16 protein-coding genes are annotated in these 18,186 nt (G+C 50.3%); 2 read left to right on the top strand and 14 right to left on the bottom strand.

Translation table 11 applies throughout. The annotated features are described in order from the left end of the window. The first annotated feature begins 383 nt into the window (after window positions 1–383). Window positions 384–467 carry a putative holin-like toxin gene (locus DFP98_RS40230; RefSeq protein ID WP_371822914.1) on the top strand — a complete coding sequence of 28 codons (84 nt, stop codon included), beginning with the start codon at window positions 384–386 and terminating at the stop codon, window positions 465–467. A gap of 211 nt (window positions 468–678) precedes the next feature. Here the strand turns inward: DFP98_RS40230 and DFP98_RS14985 are convergent, their stop codons facing one another. Continuing rightward, window positions 679–2,136 carry a DHA2 family efflux MFS transporter permease subunit gene (locus DFP98_RS14985; RefSeq protein WP_116061416.1) on the bottom strand — a complete coding sequence of 486 codons (1,458 nt, stop codon included), beginning with the start codon at window positions 2,134–2,136 and terminating at the stop codon, window positions 679–681. Between the two features lie 365 nt (window positions 2,137–2,501). Here DFP98_RS14985 and DFP98_RS14980 point away from each other — a divergent pair, with 365 nt between their 5' ends. Further along, window positions 2,502–3,155: a TetR/AcrR family transcriptional regulator gene (locus DFP98_RS14980; RefSeq protein WP_425455535.1), complete on the top strand. Its 654-nt coding sequence runs from the start codon at window positions 2,502–2,504 to the stop codon at window positions 3,153–3,155. Between the two features lie 74 nt (window positions 3,156–3,229). Here the strand turns inward: DFP98_RS14980 and DFP98_RS14975 are convergent, their stop codons facing one another. From DFP98_RS14975 to DFP98_RS14915, 13 genes are all read right to left on the bottom strand, one after another. Beyond that, window positions 3,230–3,796 carry a GNAT family N-acetyltransferase gene (locus tag DFP98_RS14975; protein ID WP_116061414.1) on the bottom strand — a complete coding sequence of 189 codons (567 nt, stop codon included), beginning with the start codon at window positions 3,794–3,796 and terminating at the stop codon, window positions 3,230–3,232. Window positions 3,797–3,834: 38 nt separating this feature from the next. Continuing rightward, the gene (locus tag DFP98_RS14970; RefSeq protein WP_220377109.1) at window positions 3,835–5,109 is read right to left on the bottom strand and encodes a flagellar basal body L-ring protein FlgH; all 1,275 of its coding nucleotides are present in this window, start codon (window positions 5,107–5,109) and stop codon (window positions 3,835–3,837) included. Window positions 5,110–5,307: 198 nt separating this feature from the next. Beyond that, window positions 5,308–9,621 carry an S-layer homology domain-containing protein gene (locus tag DFP98_RS14965; RefSeq protein WP_116061412.1) on the bottom strand — a complete coding sequence of 1,438 codons (4,314 nt, stop codon included), beginning with the start codon at window positions 9,619–9,621 and terminating at the stop codon, window positions 5,308–5,310. Between the two features lie 233 nt (window positions 9,622–9,854). After that, window positions 9,855–10,340: a small multi-drug export protein gene (locus tag DFP98_RS14960; RefSeq protein ID WP_116061411.1), complete on the bottom strand. Its 486-nt coding sequence runs from the start codon at window positions 10,338–10,340 to the stop codon at window positions 9,855–9,857. A 34-nt stretch (window positions 10,341–10,374) separates the two neighbouring features. Then, window positions 10,375–11,091 carry a hypothetical protein gene (locus DFP98_RS14955; protein WP_116061410.1) on the bottom strand — a complete coding sequence of 239 codons (717 nt, stop codon included), beginning with the start codon at window positions 11,089–11,091 and terminating at the stop codon, window positions 10,375–10,377. Between the two features lie 124 nt (window positions 11,092–11,215). After that, window positions 11,216–12,214, bottom strand: coding sequence for a LytTR family transcriptional regulator DNA-binding domain-containing protein (locus DFP98_RS14950; protein ID WP_116061409.1), 999 nt, complete (start codon window positions 12,212–12,214; stop codon window positions 11,216–11,218). Between the two features lie 91 nt (window positions 12,215–12,305). Continuing rightward, a complete protein-coding gene (locus tag DFP98_RS14945) occupies window positions 12,306–12,686 on the bottom strand; it encodes a VOC family protein (RefSeq protein ID WP_116061408.1) in 381 nt (126 codons plus the stop codon). After that, complete coding sequence (locus DFP98_RS14940) at window positions 12,679–13,146, bottom strand: SRPBCC family protein (RefSeq protein WP_116061407.1); 468 nt, start codon at window positions 13,144–13,146, stop codon at window positions 12,679–12,681. Before DFP98_RS14940 ends, DFP98_RS14945 begins: the two co-directional genes overlap by 8 nt. Window positions 13,147–13,198: 52 nt before the next feature. Then, a complete protein-coding gene (locus tag DFP98_RS14935) occupies window positions 13,199–13,786 on the bottom strand; it encodes a TetR/AcrR family transcriptional regulator (RefSeq protein WP_116061406.1) in 588 nt (195 codons plus the stop codon). A gap of 93 nt (window positions 13,787–13,879) precedes the next feature. Further along, window positions 13,880–14,737: a phosphotransferase enzyme family protein gene (locus DFP98_RS14930; RefSeq protein ID WP_116061405.1), complete on the bottom strand. Its 858-nt coding sequence runs from the start codon at window positions 14,735–14,737 to the stop codon at window positions 13,880–13,882. A gap of 256 nt (window positions 14,738–14,993) precedes the next feature. Further along, a complete protein-coding gene (locus DFP98_RS14925; RefSeq protein WP_116061404.1) occupies window positions 14,994–16,025 on the bottom strand; it encodes a TIM barrel protein in 1,032 nt (343 codons plus the stop codon). A gap of 6 nt (window positions 16,026–16,031) precedes the next feature. After that, window positions 16,032–17,285 (bottom strand): DegT/DnrJ/EryC1/StrS family aminotransferase, encoded by a 1,254-nt coding sequence (locus DFP98_RS14920; protein ID WP_116061403.1) that lies wholly within the window; start codon window positions 17,283–17,285, stop codon window positions 16,032–16,034. Between the two features lie 30 nt (window positions 17,286–17,315). Next, window positions 17,316–18,182: a sugar phosphate isomerase/epimerase family protein gene (locus tag DFP98_RS14915; protein ID WP_116061402.1), complete on the bottom strand. Its 867-nt coding sequence runs from the start codon at window positions 18,180–18,182 to the stop codon at window positions 17,316–17,318. Window positions 18,183–18,186: the final 4 nt, after the last annotated feature.

The raw sequence follows: 18,186 nt of genomic DNA, 5'->3' as shown, positions 1-18,186 counted from the left end.
GAATGGGTCATGAGTCTAGATGACCGGTCAAAATTCTTCTGGCCGAGAAAGAACGTGAAATAAAGAGCATAACTGCGACATGAGTCGGTTTGATATGGAAGACTCCGGAATTAGGGGGTCGCACCGATTTTGTACGACCAACCACACAAAGTGGCTACATCCCCCTGAAAATAGAAGTGTTTATACGATATATCGTACAAATGGTGAATGAAAAACATTTACACCCCTACGTCATGCAGAAAAGTTAGCGAATTTTATACTTTCCGATAGATCAAAAAAGAGCGACATATTTTTCGCTCTTTCAACAGAATATGGTATGATCGGAGGTACAACAGTATAGGCTTTGAGGGCGGTTGGCTATCTCCCGGAAGGGAGGTAATGCCATGGAGGTTAAGGATGCTTTGGCGCTAATGATTTCATTTGCGACCCTAATCGTACTTATACTTTCATTCTTTAAAAAGAAATAAACCGCCCTCACCCAAGGCTGCGGTTTATTTTCAATCGCTTATCCGGAAGCCTACCGCCCTTAAAAGCGGCTGTTGTGGGGAGTCGTGTTAGCGCACGGCTCCTCTAACTTTACATCTCTCTAAATTATACCACGATGATTTATTCTGTAAACAAGTAAGTTCCTACCTAACTCCTCGCTACACCTTATTCCAAGCCTACCAGCCCTGCTCACTAAACGCCTGCATCCATCATAACCGTCGGCTGAGTTTCTTGCTCCTTGCCAGGTCGCTTAAGCGTGAGCGCCAGCAGCAACCCGGCAGCCGCGAGGATAGCGATCAATAGATACACATTATGAAACGCGTGCGACATCGCATCCGGAATAGGCGCCTCGCCTTTGCCCGCATAATAGCTGGTTCGATTAACTAGCAGCGTTGTTAATCCCGCGATGGCGAACGATCCGAAGACCTGCTGCGCGGCGCTTGTCAACGAAGTCACCTTGCCGACCAATTCCTTGGGCGCCGTCTGGATCAGATGTGTGTTCAAGGCAATGAAAGACATTCCCGTTCCGAACCCGATTAGCATGCGTGGAATCAAGAACAACCACGGACTATCGCTCGGATCGATAAACGAGAGCAGATAAGCGCCAACCGTGACCAATACCAGCCCTCCGACGACTAGCGGACGCGCGCCGATCCGGTCGAACAGCCGTCCGCTAAACGGCATCATGACGGCCGAGGCTAATGCCTGCGGCAACGTCCATAATCCCGCCTCGAACGCACTCATTCCCATCAGACGCTGCATGAAGTAAGGAATGGCGAAGATCAGTCCGAACATGGAGAATTGCATCACCCACTGTACCACGATCCCGCGAGTAAATTGTACGGAACGGAAAACCCGCAGCTCCAGCAAAGGCTCCTTCTTGCGCCGAAGCTCGATGACGGCGAATAGAATCATCGCCACGGCGCCTACGGCCAGACCGGCGATCGTCTTTGCGGAAGACCACCCTTCTCCTGCTTCGCTCAGTCCGTATGACAGCCCGCCGAAAGCAAGCGGCGCAATCGCGATTCCCGCGTAATCAAGCGGAGCCGAAGCCTTTTTCGGGAGTTTTGGCAAGTACAGAACGCTCAACAGCACCCCGACGATCCCAACCGGAATATTGATCAGGAATATCCATTTCCAATTGACGTAATCTACTAGATACCCGGATACAACCGGCCCAAGCGCCGGGGCCAGCAGTACCGGTACTCCCATCATCCCCATAATCTTCCCCACCGATTCGGGAGGACTGATCCGGTAGGTCATCGCGAAGGCGATTGGCATGACCATTCCACCGCCAAGCCCTTGCACGATTCGGAAGGCGATCAACTGCTCCGCCGTGCCGGCGAATGCGCAAAGAATCGAACCCACGGTGAATAAAATAATCGATACGATAAAAGTCTGCTTCGCCCCGAAACGATCGGAGAACCAACCCGCCATCGGAATTACGATGGCCTGAGCTAGCGAATAACCGGTGATCGTCCATTGAATGAGGCTTAATGAGCTATGCAGATCATCGGCCAGCACCGGAATGGCGACATTGACTGCCGTTGTATCCAAGATGACCATAAACAACCCGACGACAATCGCGATCAACGGCGCAAGAAGCGAACGGATAGATGAGGACTCACCTGCATGGGTTTCGGCTGACATTTACATCTCCTCCAAGGTAATCATTTGCTTGCAACTAAAATAGCACATCTCATTATACAAAGTAAACTAAATAAATAAAAAAAGTACAATTAGTAAACAGTGTTTATATTCCTGGAGAGATGCTCTATACTAGGGCGTGTATGCATACTCCGAAGATAGCAGATTTGGCCGAATTTTCGTTCCATGCAAGGAACTTTTGTGAAGGCGTACCGGGGGTACGTCAAGCAAAAGTGACGAAGCAGGGGAGGTGGAAGATGCCCCTGAGCGGGTTTGCATACACGCCCTAAAGTTGGTCAGTCAGGAGGTGTTGCGAAATGTCAGAAACCCAATGCGATCCGTTTTTCGATAAACGGGAGAAGCTTGTCATGCGCTTGATGCCCTATGTTCAAAAGTACGGCTTCAGTCCGTTAAAAATGGACGATGCCGCCAAATATATGGATATTAGCAAAGCGACGATGTATAAATATTTTGCTTCGAAAGACGAAATCGCGGAATGTATCATCGATAAATTCGTGCTGTTCGTGTCCAATCAGATGCTGTCGGAGGCTCCCCCGACGTTATCCCCGGAGCCGCTCTCGCAGCCGTCCGCAGAAGAACGGAAGTTCTACAATGAATCTTTCACACAAGCGTTTAAGCTCACAATTAAGCTGTCCTTTTATTTGACAGATGTACTGCTTCAGGATCTGAACACAACCTACCCTAACTTGTCGTCCAAGCTGGGGCAAGCCGTAGAGCTATGCAAAAACAAGCTGGCCGACTACTTCGATAGCGGCATTCAGCTTGGCGTATTTTATCCGATCCATACGCGCATTTATCTCACCCAGGTCGATCTTGTTTTCCGAAAGCTGTTGGACCCCAAGTGGTTGATGCTGCAAAACATCACGATGAAGCAGGCGCTGATGGATTTCTACAAGATGGTGAAGCACCAGGTTTTCTACGAGAAATGGATCGACGAAGACGACTCCGCAATCGACCTCTACTTCGACAAAATGATTGCGAGTATGCGTGCGTACGATTGATGCAAACGTCGAAAGCCTCCTTCGTTGTGAAGGAGGCTCCGAGTATCATCCGCTACAAGTCCATTCGATCCGTCCTAAAGCTTCCCCGCCCAATCCTTCCTCTCAAGTTGATAGTAGCTATATTTCTCGTCATCCAGCTCGATCGTCCCCTTAAAATGAAAACCGCATTTTTGTATGACCTTATTCGATGGAACATTCATGACTAGAGCAATAGCGCTAAGCGCCTCAACGTTCGCATTCGTAAACAAATAATGAATCATGCCTTGCGCAGCTTGAGTCGTATATCCTTTACCTCTATGATCTTTCGAGATGGCATACATGATTTCCCGGTTGGGCGGGGGCAATTCGTCCTTTATTCCCGAACAACACCAACCGATCAATTCTCCCGTCTCTTTCAAAATAATGCCTAAGCGGAGACGAAGATCGCCAATGTCTTCTCCTTGCGCGACTGCCTTAAAAAACTGTTTGTTCTCCGGAATTTCATAGTTGAGCAGCCAATCTTCTCGTTGTTCCTTCGATACGTTCCAGCCAGGTAAATACTCGTATATTTCCGGTTGCCAGGTGAGAGAATGAAAAGGCTCTAAATCAGCAGCTCTGAATTCTCTTAGCAGAACATCCTTACAGTCAATCTTAATGTCCATGATAGATCCCCTTTAAAGCTATAATACTTCACTCGGCATTATTCAACTGAGATTCGCCCAATATAAGTCCGTTCTCTCGCCTCATCTGTCGAGAATGCGATAAATATCCGTTTCGACGATGGGCTCCAAACATAATCCCTGTCCATTCGCACGTAATCGTCCAATACCAAAGCAGGGTCTGTCCCATCGACATGGCTGATAACCATTTTTACGCCAGGCACCTTGTCATCGATACTTTCCCCAATCGCACCGAGTAAGTATGAAAGGTGCTTTCCGTCTGGCGAAAACTGCAAGCCATGAGGGCCCACACGTCCGCCATTCACGCCACTTTCATAAAACGGTTGTTCGTATGGGTTTCCGCCCTCCACGTAATTGGGATTCTTTCGCGTGGATTCATCCAGTTCGACAGGCCATTCCAGTAGATTGGCAATGTCTCCTTTGCAGTCGTACCAAGCAAACTTCCCGTAGTCCGTTATGAGCAATTGGCCCGCTTCTTTATGAATCGCATAATCCAAATAGTCTAAATTCGACGTGTCTATAATCTGCTTTTCTGTACCCTCTGGTAAATGAATAATCTTCAATCCAATTACATCGTCAAATCCATTCGTAGCCACAATACTTACATCAGGAACAAGCCACCTGAGTCCGCCCCAAAACCCCTTTTCGTAAGAAAGAACCGTGCTTTTCCGTGTCGCAATGTCATAATACGCTAGCGTAGCTTCAAACCCGGCGCCATCCCCCAAATTGACACCCGTTGAATGCAAATAGTAAAAACCGCTCCCATCGCTTAGCCAGAGTGGATTTCTGTCTCCGTCGCTGTCCGTCCATTGCGTCTTGTCTCCCGTATCCGTAGCTATGCCCCAGATGCCCGGAGTATTCATATCCCACTCCGCTATCCACTTTCCAGTTGGGCTTTCCACTTCCCAATGTCCTGGAGGCATTTCCTCTACTATATCGTCCGTTTTTGTGATAGTTTTAGTGTTCATATCGATCAGGGCCCAATAGGAACGATTCGTTTCTATATCTGTCTGCATATCCGTTAATTTCACTCGCAGTTCACTGTCGCTAAGCGCTTCTATTGCCTCAACATAATGCTTCGCCGGCAGCTCCACATATTCTTTAAGCGGCAAAACGGGTATTTCAGCCTCTGAGTCTGCGGGGTCTGTGGGGTCTGCGGACGCGGGCGGACTCTCTGGAATCACATCGACTTTATGGCTCTCCTCTGTCGGCACAGGCTTATCCTTGGTACTCGTGCACCCAAACATAGCCAAAATAAGCAAGAGCACCATTCCTGCATGAACCAACTTCCTCATTTTGGTCCCATTCCCTTCATTTGAGTCTATAAGAACATAGACGTTTTTGAATTTGGAAAGTTGCGTTGTCTCTACCGACCATCCTTCGTACGCAAAAAAAGTGGTTTTCAGCACCACATGCAAACACCAGAAAAGCCGTACCTGCACTTGTATGTGTGCAGGTACGGCTGTCTCTCTTGGACAGTCGATGATCACATGTCAATGATCCAGAAATCCGATATCCTCCATTAGCCGTTTCAGCATCACTGCCGCTTGCGCTCGTGTGGCCGATTCCGCCGGCGCTAGCCGATCCGGCGTTATTCCCTGAATGATGCCGTCAGCGACAGCTTCCGCGATCGCAGCCCTGGCCCAAGGCGATACCTCTGCCGCGTCGCTAAATCCGCTTGGCAAGTTTGTCGTCTGCCTAGTGCCAGTCGTCTGCCCAGTCGCCAAGACGCGCGCATTCGTCAACATCACCGCCATTTGTTCCCGCGTAATCCGCTCATCAGGCGCAAATCGCGACTCGCCTAATCCGTTCACCAGTCCGCTTCTTGCTCCTGCTTCTACCGCAGAGGCATACCATGCGTTTGCCGCAACGTTCTTGAACACATTGCCGGTAGCCGCGGTTTCTGTGCGAATACCGAGCGCCCGCACCAGCAATGCCGTGAACTCCGCACGGGTAATCGCGCGGTCCGGCGCATAAGCCGTCTTCGACACGCCGCTGACAATCCGCTTCGAAGCCATCTGTTCAACCTGAGATTTCGCCCAATGCCCTTGCATATCGGCAAACGTAATTGGAGCCGACTCCATCACCGCATAGATGCTGTTGTGCGGCATCCGCATCACAGATTCCGAGCCGCGGTCGCTATCATTCGAGGTGACCGCTGGAACGAACGTAAATGATTGCGCGTCAGGATCGTACAATACAGCCGTATAATTTCGTTTCGCCATCCCTGCATCCAATACGATGGACTTCATCATGTACGTTCCGCCAAAGTCGCGAATTTCCAGCATCTGTCCACCGCCCGTTACGAACAAGCGGAACTCCACCGCTTCGCTGAGCAATGTCATGCCTTGCTTCCGAGCAACTGTCACAAGCTCTTCTCGCTCCGATCCCGTTAAGGTCCGGATGAGAATATTCACCTTCATATCTTTCACGTCGACGCCAAGCTTGTCCGCCAATTGCTTCAGATCCAGCACGTTCACTTCCAATTGAAAGCTCGAGCCGTTCAAACGAGCTTCGAAGGTCACATCGGAACGAACCGACATCGCTTCCCCTAACAGATCGGCAGGCAACTGTAGATTCACGCCTGACTTATGGTCGTTTATGAGGATGCGCACGAGCGGACGCTCTACGGTTTTCAGCAATTTCGGAAGCTTGTCCACCACCTCTTGGGGCAATACCACTTGATCGAGGGGACGGCCCTCCTCCTGCTTCACTTCCTTGATATCCTTCGGAGCCACCTGGATGACAATGATCCCTTTATCGATGAAAACCTCTGTCTTCGGTTCAATATCCTTCTTAGGCTCCACCTGATCGACCGGGCCTGGCCCGGATGGTGCAGTAGGGTCAATGCCAGCATTGTCCGCTCGCGGCGTTGCGCTTGCCTCATTGGAAGAGACGCTGTCTCCCAAAGCACGGTTCGCGACTACCGTAAAGTAGTATGTCGTGCCGTTCGTTAGACCGGTTGCCATATAACTGGTTGTCGAACCGCTAACCGTATCGATCGGCACAGCACCGTACACCCCGGAAGCCGTTCCTCCATATACCTCGTAGGTCACGGTATCCGGCACTTCACTCCAATTCAGTACGACTTGCCCATCCCCTGCAATCGCACTCAACCCTGGCGAAGGCGTCGAATCTATTACGTTTATCGGGAGCGTCAGCGTCGCTCCCGAGCCGAATGTGAATGTCAGGTTCACCGTGCCGGTCGGCTGAGCGGCAAGAAATTCCTTCCTGATGGTGACCGTACTATCCGTTACCGAATAATCCGTATCACGCACAAGAGTCGTTGCATCGCTGGCAATGCTCGCGAGCGGGTAACCGTGCAACGTTAACGTTGTCGTGATATCCGCATGTTCCACCGCGCCAGCGTATTTGTCGAAGCTCGCAACGCTAGGACTGATCGTGTTCTCCGGCATCACGTTGAACGCATACGCGCTTGCGATTCCGGCTGTTACCCCGTCCCCTTGTGCCTCAAGCGCCAGCGCATAGAGCACATGCCGACCGTAGGTGGCCGAGGACACCGTCGCCGCCCAGTCTTCGCCGGACACATCCGCCCGCTTCCATTCTCCCAGCGTCTCATCCAACTGGTAATATACACCTAATACTTTAGCGGGATTCGGGTGATAAGCATTCGTAATACGGAAGGTACACGCGTTATTTATTCCGCTTGCGACATGGCCTGGCAAAGGTACAATTTCAACCTGCAATGGACTACTCGACGTACGACCGGCGCCATCTATGACGCTCACCGAGTCACTGGCTTGATTGACAACATAGATGCGGTTCGTCGCCGTATTCACTGCGATTCTTCCGGGCATCTTCCCCACAGCTATCGTCTCCATCGCATTGCTGTTGCCATCGATGACGGTAACGGAGCCGATAGACATGGAACTGTTGAGATAGATTTTATTCGTTGCCGGATTTATCGAGATATCCCGATGTCTGCTTCCCATTGCAAGTGTAACTGTCGAGTTGTCTGCGCCGTCTATGACGGTCACCGTATCGCCGAATTCCGCCGAGACATAGACTTTATTCGTCTTGGAATTAATTTCAAGAAAAGAAGGACCGCTTCCGGTTGCGACCGATTGTGTCGTATGGTCTGCTCCGTCAATAACGGTCACCGTGCTGCTCATTTGATTGGCGACATAGATTTTGTTCGTAACGGAATTGACCTCAATCTCGAAAGGAGTCGCGCCTACAGCTACCGTCTCTGTCGTGTTGTCCGCACCGTTGATAATGGTGACATCGTTGCTGTCGGTATTGCTGACATAAATTTTGTTCCTGATCGAATCTATCGCGATCCCATAGGGACTATCACCCGCTACGACCGTCTCCACCTCGTTAGTCAGGCCATCTATGACACTCACCGAATCGCTGTTACTATTCGCAACATAAATTTTATTCGTGATCGGATTCACCGCAATGTGATATGGACTATTACCCACATCTACAATTTCCGTAGAAAGGTCCACACCGTCTATAACGGTAACCGTATTTTCACCCATATTGGCGACATAGATTTTGTTCGTCACTTCGTTCACCGCAAGATCATAAGAGCCGCCTGTGGCCACCGTCTCAATCGTATTGTCCGCGCCGTCTATGACAGTCACCGTGCTGCTGTAGTAATTGGGGACGTAGATTTTGTTCGTAATCGTATTCACAGCGACCGCGTATGGAGCGTCTCCCACCGCTACCGTCTCCGTCTTATTATCCGTCCCCTCTATGACGGTCACCGTATCGTCGTTCTGATTCGTTACATAGATTTTATTCGTCACCGGGTTCACCACGATCCCATATGGGCCGTCTCCCGTTGCGATCTCCTTGGTCGTGTTGCTTGCCCCATCTATGATCGTAATATTTTCTGCACCAAGAAGATTGACGACATAGATTTTATTTGTAACGGAGTTCACCGTGATGAATTGAGGGTTGGCTCCCGCCGCTACCGACTCCGTCGAGCTATCTGTGCCGTCTATGACAGTCACTGAATTGTCGCCTTGATTCGCCACGTAGATTTTATCCGTCACCGGGTTTACCGCGATGTGTACAGGCGCGTCTCCCACCGCTACTGGCGGCTCCGTCGAGTTGTCTGCGCCGTCTATGACGGTCACCGAATCGTCGCCTTGATTCGTGACGTAAATCTTATTCGTGATCGGATTCACCGCGACCGCATTGGGCAAGCTTTCCACCGTTATGGTCTGCGTCGAATTGTCCGCGCCGTCTATGACGGTGACATTATCGCTCGCTTTATTCACAACATAAATCTTGTCTGTCACAGCATTGACAGAGATTCGATAAGGCTCGTCCCCCGCAACAACCGTCTCCGTCGTATGGTTCGTGCCATCTATGACTGCGACATCATCACCGGCCATATTGGCGACATAGATTTTGTTCGTCGCCGCATTCACCGCGATGTCAATCGGGCCATCCCCCGCATCGATCACCGCGATCACGTTGCCGGCACCGTCTATTACGCTCACTTTGTCATCATCCGGATGGGTGACATAGATTCTGTTCGTCACCGCATTCACCGCGATTGCGGTTGGATGGCTCAAGGTGTTGACTACCCTCGTTTTATTTGTCGCGCCATCTACGATGGTTATGGAACTGTCTTGTTCATTCGCGATATAAATTTGATTCGTGATCGGATTCACTGCCGTGCGGAATGGACCATTTCCTGTTGTCAATTCATCCAATTTCGTATCTGCCGAAGCCAATTGCGGCGCTGACAACCATAAACCGCTCAGCATCGCCAGAACAACCATTATCCGCCAGCCCTTTTTCACAAGTAAAGCTGATTTTCTCATCATGTTCTCCCTTTCTTAATCAACCAAGGATTTGCCTAGTTTTGGATACAAACCAGCATAGCAGACAGCTATGAAAGAACTATGAAAGAACTATGAAAGAACTGCTGCAGCGATTGCCTAATCTGGCAATAAGAAAGAATGTTGTTCATCTGTTCATAAAAAAGAACTCCCTGCACAAGGCAAAGGAGCTATTACTTGTCATCTTCTACTGAAGTTCCGCCATCAGCAGACCCCGTTTACCGCAAGCTGCTTACAAAATCAATGCCTACAGCAGCCAACGCTCCCGCAGCGATCGTCCATACCAGAATCCCAATCGTCATCCACAAAGTGACATAACGCTTGGATGACCCCGACACGAGCGAGATGAACGCCCCAATATGATGACCGAAAATTAAAGGCCCGATCAACGCGACGCCGGGCACGCCGTATTTATTGAATAAATTGCGGGCGCGTTCCATTCGCTTGCCTGAATGGCCGTCGTTCTGTTTGGCTTTTCGACGGCGGCTCAGCTTCTCATACAATACAATAATCGCCATGACGGAAACCCAATTTCCGAAGCATGCGGCGATAATCGTCGGAATAGCGGGGAATCCTATCACAATTCCGACTGAAGCCGCAACATATCCTTCCAGAAAAGGAACAAGCGAGACCAAAAACACGGTTCCCAATTGAATAAAAATATTGGCTTCTTTTACATTCTCCAATATACTCCCGATATCCATCTTTAACCTCCGGACGCTGCCAGCATGATGTGACTTACCGCCCTTGTTTTCTCCAGACTAATCCGTAACCGGCACCCCCGACGACAACCATCCATAAGCAAGCTTTCAAGGCCAGCGCCGCCAGTATTCCAAAGCTCCCTTTCTCTGCAACAACGTTCATTGCTGCCGACAGAATGCCTGTTGGATAGTGTTTATACCAGGCAAGGAGCCAGATGTTGTTCTGTAACGGAATGAGTACCGGCAAAATAACAAGGACCATAATTAATAATGTGGGCAGCAATTTCGTTAATACAATTTCCTCCATCGAATTGTAAGTCAATCCGACAATGACGCCCACCGATATAAAGGCTCCTAAAACAGGCAATAGAACAATCAGCAGCTGCACAACCTGCAAGAAGTTATACCCGGTAATCAAACTGCAAGTCAATACGGTAAGTAAGGAGATTGTCACTGTTACAACGGTTTTGCATCCGAGCAGTGTCAACAAAGAGACTCCTGCGCGATTAAGTGTTCGCCATTCATTCGTTTCTTTCTCCGCAACAATCAGCAACGCCTCAACAAAGACGCCGCAAATCGAAAGAGCCATGCTTATACACACTTGTACTGCGGTAAACATTTGCTGGCCGATCATGTTGTAGATGACAGCGTATAAAATCGGCAGCAGGATAAACATTAACACTTGCGGGCTGCGCATCACGATTCTCGTTTCCCGATACAGCAGCGCACGCCATACGGCGCTCTTTTGCTTCAATTACAACCTCCTCCCTGCCGACTTGCTATCAGTTTACAGCGCTCAATGTCCAATAACCGTAAAAATGCCGTGAAAAGCGTTAAATCGAGGGCGAAAAGCGGCAGCAGGCGGTGAGAGGCGGGGATCAAATATCCAGTTGCTCCTTCAATTCCAGATATTTGGACTTGGATAGAGGGACAGTTATCCCTTGTACGCAATCCAGCTTAAGAATATAACTATCCTTTGTCCAAGCTTCGATCTCGCGAACCTGCTGCAAGTTGACGAGGTAGGAGCGATGACTGCGGAAAAAGCCAAATGGGGTCAGTCGGGTTTCCAGTTGATTTAATGTCATGGCGCAACTGTAGGATAGACCGTCTACGTAAACAACAGTGCTGCCGTCGCGCCCTTCAATGTAATTGATCTCAAACGGATTAAGCAGCATAATCTTGTCGTCGAGCTTGACGGGGACTTTACTGATTTCGATCATTCGCCGGGGGGAGTCGAAACTTGCCTTGTCCGCATCCTGCTGCAACGTTAGAAGCTCCCCTTTTAACAACCGATATGTCTGGTCGCCAAGATCGGCCGCCTGCTCGGCGGAGGCAACCATTACGAGAACGGCTTTATTTTCCTGCTTCAAAAAAGCGATCGCCGCCTGCAAGACGGCTAACGATTCGTGATCCATGATCTGCTTCGATTGATCAATAAAAACGGCAAGCGCCCGATCTTGAAGAATACATCTCGCCCACTGTAAGCTAATTTGCTCGGAAGCGCTTAGTTTGGCAATTAGCGAATCGGCTCTGCCCGTCAATCCGACCAACGAAGCGACTTGTTCAATCCCTATTTTCGAACCGGACAAACGGCTCCAAAACTTTAAATATTCGCTTACCTTCAAGCGTTGATTTATTTTCTCTTCATTTAGCGCGAAAACAAATCGCTCCATGATCCCCTTATCGGCGGCTTGACCATCGAATCGAATTTCTCCGCCGGAAGCATTGTTCAGGCCTTGCAGAAGGCCCATAAGCATTTCGGCCGTTTCATAAGCGGAATAGATTGCAACGGACTGTCCCGGAGCAACATTCAGATTCACCTTCGATAGGAGGTTTTGGTTTCCAATCGTTTTATTTAGATTGATTAGTTCAAGCAAATGCAGTCCCTCCAACCGTTCTGCGTTTCCCTATAATAGCACAAAAGAGGGGACCACCGCCCCTCTTCGCCGCTTCCGTACGTATTGAGATTTAATTCAACCGATGCACCAGTTCATATTTATTTCCGCAAGGATCTTCAAAATAGACGGCGTAATACGTGGGGCTAATCGGGAACAACCGGGGGCCGTCGTTAATCGTACCGCCATTTTCCTGGACCAGCTTCGCAATATGATCGACTTCATCCCGGTCGTTCGCCCAGAAACCAATCAGATTGGAATTAGGCTTATGTTCCCGGTCCTCTGTAATCGCAAAATAAGCTGCGCTAGGCAATTCCCCTTCGGCCGCAAACACCTTCCAATTCAAGCTGTGATACGTTCTCGTAAACCCCAACTCAGGAAGCAGCTTCTCATAAAAAGGCATGACACTCTCCAAATCGTTCACTCTAAGATCGATATGACTAAACTTATTCATCCTTCCCCATCTCCTCTTCATCATTTACCGTGCTTGTATTCTGCCAGATGGCACTCAGAACGCTTTCCCAATGCAGCTTCATTTGTTCCCGCGTATTCGGATGATCCAGATTCTCTTGATGGAAGCTGATCGTTGTTCGATCAGGATGGCTGGATAGCAGCCGGATTTGCAGCGTGGACGGCTTCATCCAATTTTCCTTGCCCCACTTTAAGCGGAGCTGCTTTAGAGGCTTTACGACCCTAAGCTCACCCGAAATCCCTTCTTCGGATGCAAAAATCTCTCCCTCGTTAAATGCAAGAGAAGGTACGGTTCCAAGCCATAATTGTGTCCCTTCGGGCGAAGTTAGAAACGACCACACCTTTTCAGGCGAGAGGGGAAACGTCCTCCTAACCCCGATTTGGAACCCTGCAGCTGCCGTTTGACCCACAAGCTTGTGCGATTCTCTATTTGAATGTTTCATTCCTAATCCTCCTTTAATGTTTGTTAGCACTCACTATCTTTTATTCAAAAAATTAAGGGCTTAAAGCCCTAACAAACAACTCGACACTTGAGCTCATAAAATCTTGTTTAGATTTTGCCGTAAGCTCAGACTTGACGAACAATTGCGAAATAAAAGCCCCGTAATTCATCCACATGAAAGTGATCGCCTGCATCTCCGCATCGGTTGCAACCATTTTGCTCTTTTTCTGCATGTCTATAAAATAATTCGTCAATAGCTCCAATAGCTTCCGAGGATGCTTTTGTGCCTTTTCGCGAATTTCAGCCAATTCTTGATCGCTCAAGACAATGAGGAACAACTTGCGATTACGCTCCATCATTTCATGATACATCCGGCTAATCATGAGCAAGTCGGCTCTCAAGTCCCCTATCACTTGCTCGTCGAAAATTTGGGTCATTTCAATCGAATAATGATAATGGTCCACCGCTTTGTCCAGCAGGTTGATCTTGCTGCCGAAATTACGGAACAGCGTCATCTCGCTGACGCCTGCCGCCGCTGCAATTTCCTTCGTGGATACGCCCTTGTAGCCCTTCTCAGCCATGAGGTCTATTGCCGCGCGCATCAGCTTGGCTTTGTTGTCCAAGATCGTCGTGTTCTCCATAATTATCTTCCCAGCTCGATTCCACTCATTATAGTTAGTACTCACTAACATCATGTTTTAATAATAAAGCGAAGCTGCTGTATTGTCAATATCTCACACAGGCTCGATCACTTCAAATAGAAAAGATCTGTCCGCCAGAAATTCTCTTATATACGCTTGAGCGTACTGCTGTTCCTCCATTAAACTTGCAGTTTCTCTCGGGTCCGAGGCATGATGGCCATAATTCTCGATCATGAACATTACGAAAAAACATTCCAAATCCCGAACATATTCCGGCTCTAACTTTCTAACGCTTTCGTAACCTTGAATAAGCATCCACCGATGCTTAGGCCATAATTCCAACAGGGTCCCTGCCATATCGTAGAGATAGTACCCGTAACCACACCTGCCGAAATCAATTGGATAAGGTTGATCCTCCTTAAAAACCATATTCCCGGAATGTAAATCGGCATGTATGAGCCCATAGTTGTGTTCGTTGGGATGCATCGTCGTAAGTCGGGAGACCACTTTCTCAGCCGCAGCTTGATACAACGTCCATCCTTCTTCGGATAGGAAACGTTCATAATAGCGCTCCAGCTTGGCCATATCACGTCTAAAACTTTCAATTCCCCAAGTCGGTCCTGATTCCGTTTCGATTTCCATTACATAAGCGCCCTTAGCATTTGCAATCCCTTCCGGTACGATTAAATCATGCGATTCGTTCAGCGCTTGCAGCCATAGGAGCTCCGAACGAATTTCCTCTCTGCTCAATCTGCCCGAATGAATGCGCAGCAAATAGTGGCCGGCTGTGTTGGTTTCGATTTTATATGTAATCGTATCGGACAGCTGAACAAATTGAATTCGCTCCCACTCCAAGTCATACTGTTGGATGGCGGATAACGCGACCTTCCTTGCTCTGACTAATAGCGCCCGTCGTTCTTCATCGGTATCGAATCTAAAAAAATCTAACATCGGTTATCGTCCCCGCGTCGTTTATGAATTAAATCCAACTACTTCCTTCTATTTGTTATTGTAACGATCGCGAAGGGACGGATATAGGTAATAAACAACTTAAACTAATTTTACGCAACAAAAGAGGCTGTACCATAAGCCAACCAAGTTGCTCTGAAAGATAATCGATGATAAAGGTTCAAGGGGTATGTACCTCCTTTCTTTGTCTATCGATGATCTCAAGCAACTCTGCTTATGGAACAGCCTCCGTGTTGAGCTATCCCAGCAAATGATCGATAATATAGCGGTCCAGTTCCTCGTAATCGCCGTCTTCCTGCCTTGCCGCAACTTCCGCTGCATTCAACGAGCGCACTTTGTCCGCCAGCCGTTCGGCGACGAACAGGGAGTTCGCCAGATGCTTGCACGCCTTCTCGTCGGATTGCGTCCGCAAAGCCTTGACGTCGAGGCCGACATATTCGCCGCCGCTGCCGTACCCGCTTTCCATCAACACGCGCACTTGATTAAACGCCTGCCGCAGGTTCACCGAACCGAAAGGCCGATCCTGGTCGAACTTCAGGCCGTTCTGATCGTTCAGATGAACGCCCCACAGCTTCCGATGCGCGAGAGCAAACGCCATGTCGTCCGCGGGATCGAGTCCGGCCAGCAAGGAATGCGCCGATTCGATCAGCACCCCGACGCGGCTCGGATCTGCTGTCGCGTATCCTAAAGCAAGCGCGTGGCCTACGGTCGGCACGAACGACTTGTCGACGGGTTCATTCGGCTTCGGCTCGATCATGATGCGGATTTGTTTGTCCGCCTCCAACATCCGGTTGATCGCTTCGGTCAAATAGTGAAGAGATCGGGTGGTCGATTTGTTTTCGGGAACAAAGTTGCCTTCCCGCGCAAGCCACAATACGATGTTGTTCGTGCCCAATTCGTTGGCCACTTCAATCGCCTTTTTGCTTCTCTCATCCGCATAATCGCGCAGCTGCTTAAGATTAGCCGTATACGCGCCGTCCCTTGTTCGCGCATCCTCCCATAACCTCGGCGCGACAAACTCCGGCACCAGCCCCGCGTCGTCCAACTGACGCTTAAGCTCCTTCGCTTTCGTCCGCAGGCTGCGGCTGTCGCACTCGTTCAAGTCGGGCACGGCGTCATCGTCATGCAGCTGGATCGCGTCGAACCCGATCTCTTTCATCAATTCCAGCTTGCGGGCAAACGGAACCTCGGCGCGAACGGGCGGGCCGAACGTATCTGCGCCGGTATGAATATTCCAAGGGCCTACCGAATAACGAAAAGTTGCTGTCATGTTCCATCAATTCCTTCCCATGGCTTTGTGGATCGCCTTAATGGCGTCGTCGCAATCTTCTTCTGTCAAGCTTTGGTGCAAGCTGATCGATACCGCCCGGCTCAGCCAATCGAGCGTATTAGGACACATATCCGGCGAATACTCGACATTGCCCGTATAACTGGCGCAATTCCATGGCGTATCGCGTTCCGATGCTCCTTGCTTTTCCATAATATAAGTCCAGTTCTTGTAAATATGCCGATCGGCAAAACCATTATTGTGGATGGTCCCGTTCGGTATTCCTTCCTCGGCAAGCCGTTTCGAGAAGCGCTCCGCCGTCGCCGCATCCGGCAAAAAGAAATTCAGGCTATACGATACGTCTCCGTCCGGATCGGGAATACGCTGCAATTGAAGCTCCGGAATATCGGCGATGCCGGCGGCGATCCTTTTCTTCACACGCTGCAGCCTGGAGACGAGAGAATCGATCCGCTCCGATTGCGCCAGGCCAAGCGCCGCATTGATTTCGCTCATCCGATAATTTTCTCCGGGGAACAGCTTCACATCGGGATATTGATTCAACCCCCAGAATCCGTAAGCAGAGTCGTGATAAATGCTGGCTCTGGCGTAAATAATATCGTGATTCGTGGCGATCATTCCGCCTTCGCCGGCCGTAACCAGCTTATACTGCTGAAAGCTGAAGCACCCCGCATCGCCGATCGAGCCAAGCGCTCTTCCCTTATACGTGCCTCCGTTCGCCTGGGCAACGTCTTCGATGACGAGCAAGCGATGTCGGCGCGCAACTTCCATGATTTCATCCATTTGGCAGGGGATGCCCTTCATGTGGACCGGTATGATCGCCTTCGTATGAGGCGTAATCGCCGCCTCCAGCGCTTGCGGGTCCATCGTTAACGTGTCGTCCACCTCGACGATGACCGGTACGGCCCGTGCAATCAAAACTGCGGACGCAGTGGCAATGTACGTATAGGCGGGTACGATCACTTCATCGCCCGGGCCGATTCCCGCGCCGATCATGGCGGCAATTAAAGCGGAAGTACCCGCATTCACCGCCAAGCAATGACTGACGTTCAGCCGGTCGCGATACAGCTTCTCCAGCCTGGCCGCATCCGACTCCTCCTGACTGCCGTGAAACCGGAAGCTCCGCTTCTTGTCGATCACCCGCAGCACGTATTCCCTTTCCCGGTCGTCGAATTCCTCCGAGCTTACGAAGACCGGCACCCAAGGCTTCGTTCGCACGGGTGACGATTGATGATTCGTTGTCATGGTTGTAATCCTCCTCGTTCCATTTGTTCGTCAATCCCGAATCGGGATGCCCAGCTTGCTTTCCACAAAATCGCGGCAAATTTCCAGACTACGGTACGGCGTGCTGGTCGATTGGTCGATTTCCACCGTTACCCACCCGGTGTAGCCGATCTCGGTTAATGCCTCGATCACCGGATGGAAGTCGATCTGACCCAGCCCCAACTCGCAAAATACCGGCAGCGCCTCGTTGCCCATCAGCATCGGGAAATCCTCGCGCGTCGCCCCCTCCGGCGTCAAATCCTTCAGGTGGACATAGGCGACCCGCTCCCTGTAGCGCCGGATGACCGCTGCCGGATCGATTCCCGCCCCGGTCAAGTGCGCCGTATCGGGAGCCAGGAACACCGCTTCAGGATCGCACAGCTCCATGAGCGCATCCAGCTCATCCCCGTCCTGCAGCTCCGTCCACAGATGCGGATGAAGGCAGGATTTAACCCCCAACTCCAGCGTACGTTTGGCCGCTTCGTTAATCGTATCGGCCGCGATCTTCAACTCCTCCCGCGTTGCCTTGCCCAGCCGCGGCGCTCCAGGGCCGAATACGAGATGCCCTGCCCCGCAACCTGCGATTACCCGGGCCAATCGAACGTTGTAATCGATAATGCTTTGTCGCTGGGCGGCATCGGTGAACCTGCGGCCGTTAATACCGGAAGCTCCGCCGTACAAGGCGCTCATGACAAGTCCGTAACGCTGCAAAATCTCCCGCAGTTCGTCGGTACGATCTTCATACTCCAGCGCGAACGACGGCCACGGTTCGATCGCCCGATAGCCTAGCTGCGCCGCCTCTTCCATAGCCTGCAGATGACGGTCGCCCCACGTAATCGCATGAACCGCAATTTTTCCTTGAAAGTTAATCTGATTCATTTTC

Origin of the sequence: Cohnella phaseoli (assembly GCF_003386235.1) — a bacterium.
In the GTDB taxonomy this organism is placed as follows: Bacteria; Bacillota; Bacilli; order Paenibacillales; family Paenibacillaceae; genus Cohnella; species Cohnella phaseoli.
The sequence above is the reverse complement of the archived record's forward strand: the minus strand, read 5'-3'. Positions and strand labels throughout refer to the sequence as shown.

Excerpts from the sequence above, each read along its gene's own strand:
- DFP98_RS40230 (WP_371822914.1), top strand. The coding sequence starts at position 384 with ATGGAGGTTAAGGATGCTTTGGCGCTAATGATTTCATTTGCGACCCTA.
- DFP98_RS14985 (WP_116061416.1), bottom strand. The coding sequence starts at position 2,136 with ATGTCAGCCGAAACCCATGCAGGTGAGTCCTCATCTATCCGTTCGCTT.
- DFP98_RS14980 (WP_425455535.1), top strand. The coding sequence starts at position 2,502 with ATGCGCTTGATGCCCTATGTTCAAAAGTACGGCTTCAGTCCGTTAAAA.
- DFP98_RS14975 (WP_116061414.1), bottom strand. The coding sequence starts at position 3,796 with ATGGACATTAAGATTGACTGTAAGGATGTTCTGCTAAGAGAATTCAGA.
- DFP98_RS14970 (WP_220377109.1), bottom strand. The coding sequence starts at position 5,109 with ATGAGGAAGTTGGTTCATGCAGGAATGGTGCTCTTGCTTATTTTGGCT.
- DFP98_RS14965 (WP_116061412.1), bottom strand. The coding sequence starts at position 9,621 with ATGATGAGAAAATCAGCTTTACTTGTGAAAAAGGGCTGGCGGATAATG.
- DFP98_RS14960 (WP_116061411.1), bottom strand. The coding sequence starts at position 10,340 with ATGGATATCGGGAGTATATTGGAGAATGTAAAAGAAGCCAATATTTTT.
- DFP98_RS14945 (WP_116061408.1), bottom strand. The coding sequence starts at position 12,686 with ATGAATAAGTTTAGTCATATCGATCTTAGAGTGAACGATTTGGAGAGT.
- DFP98_RS14940 (WP_116061407.1), bottom strand. The coding sequence starts at position 13,146 with ATGAAACATTCAAATAGAGAATCGCACAAGCTTGTGGGTCAAACGGCA.
- DFP98_RS14935 (WP_116061406.1), bottom strand. The coding sequence starts at position 13,786 with ATGGAGAACACGACGATCTTGGACAACAAAGCCAAGCTGATGCGCGCG.
- DFP98_RS14930 (WP_116061405.1), bottom strand. The coding sequence starts at position 14,737 with ATGTTAGATTTTTTTAGATTCGATACCGATGAAGAACGACGGGCGCTA.
- DFP98_RS14925 (WP_116061404.1), bottom strand. The coding sequence starts at position 16,025 with ATGACAGCAACTTTTCGTTATTCGGTAGGCCCTTGGAATATTCATACC.
- DFP98_RS14920 (WP_116061403.1), bottom strand. The coding sequence starts at position 17,285 with ATGACAACGAATCATCAATCGTCACCCGTGCGAACGAAGCCTTGGGTG.
- DFP98_RS14915 (WP_116061402.1), bottom strand. The coding sequence starts at position 18,182 with ATGAATCAGATTAACTTTCAAGGAAAAATTGCGGTTCATGCGATTACG.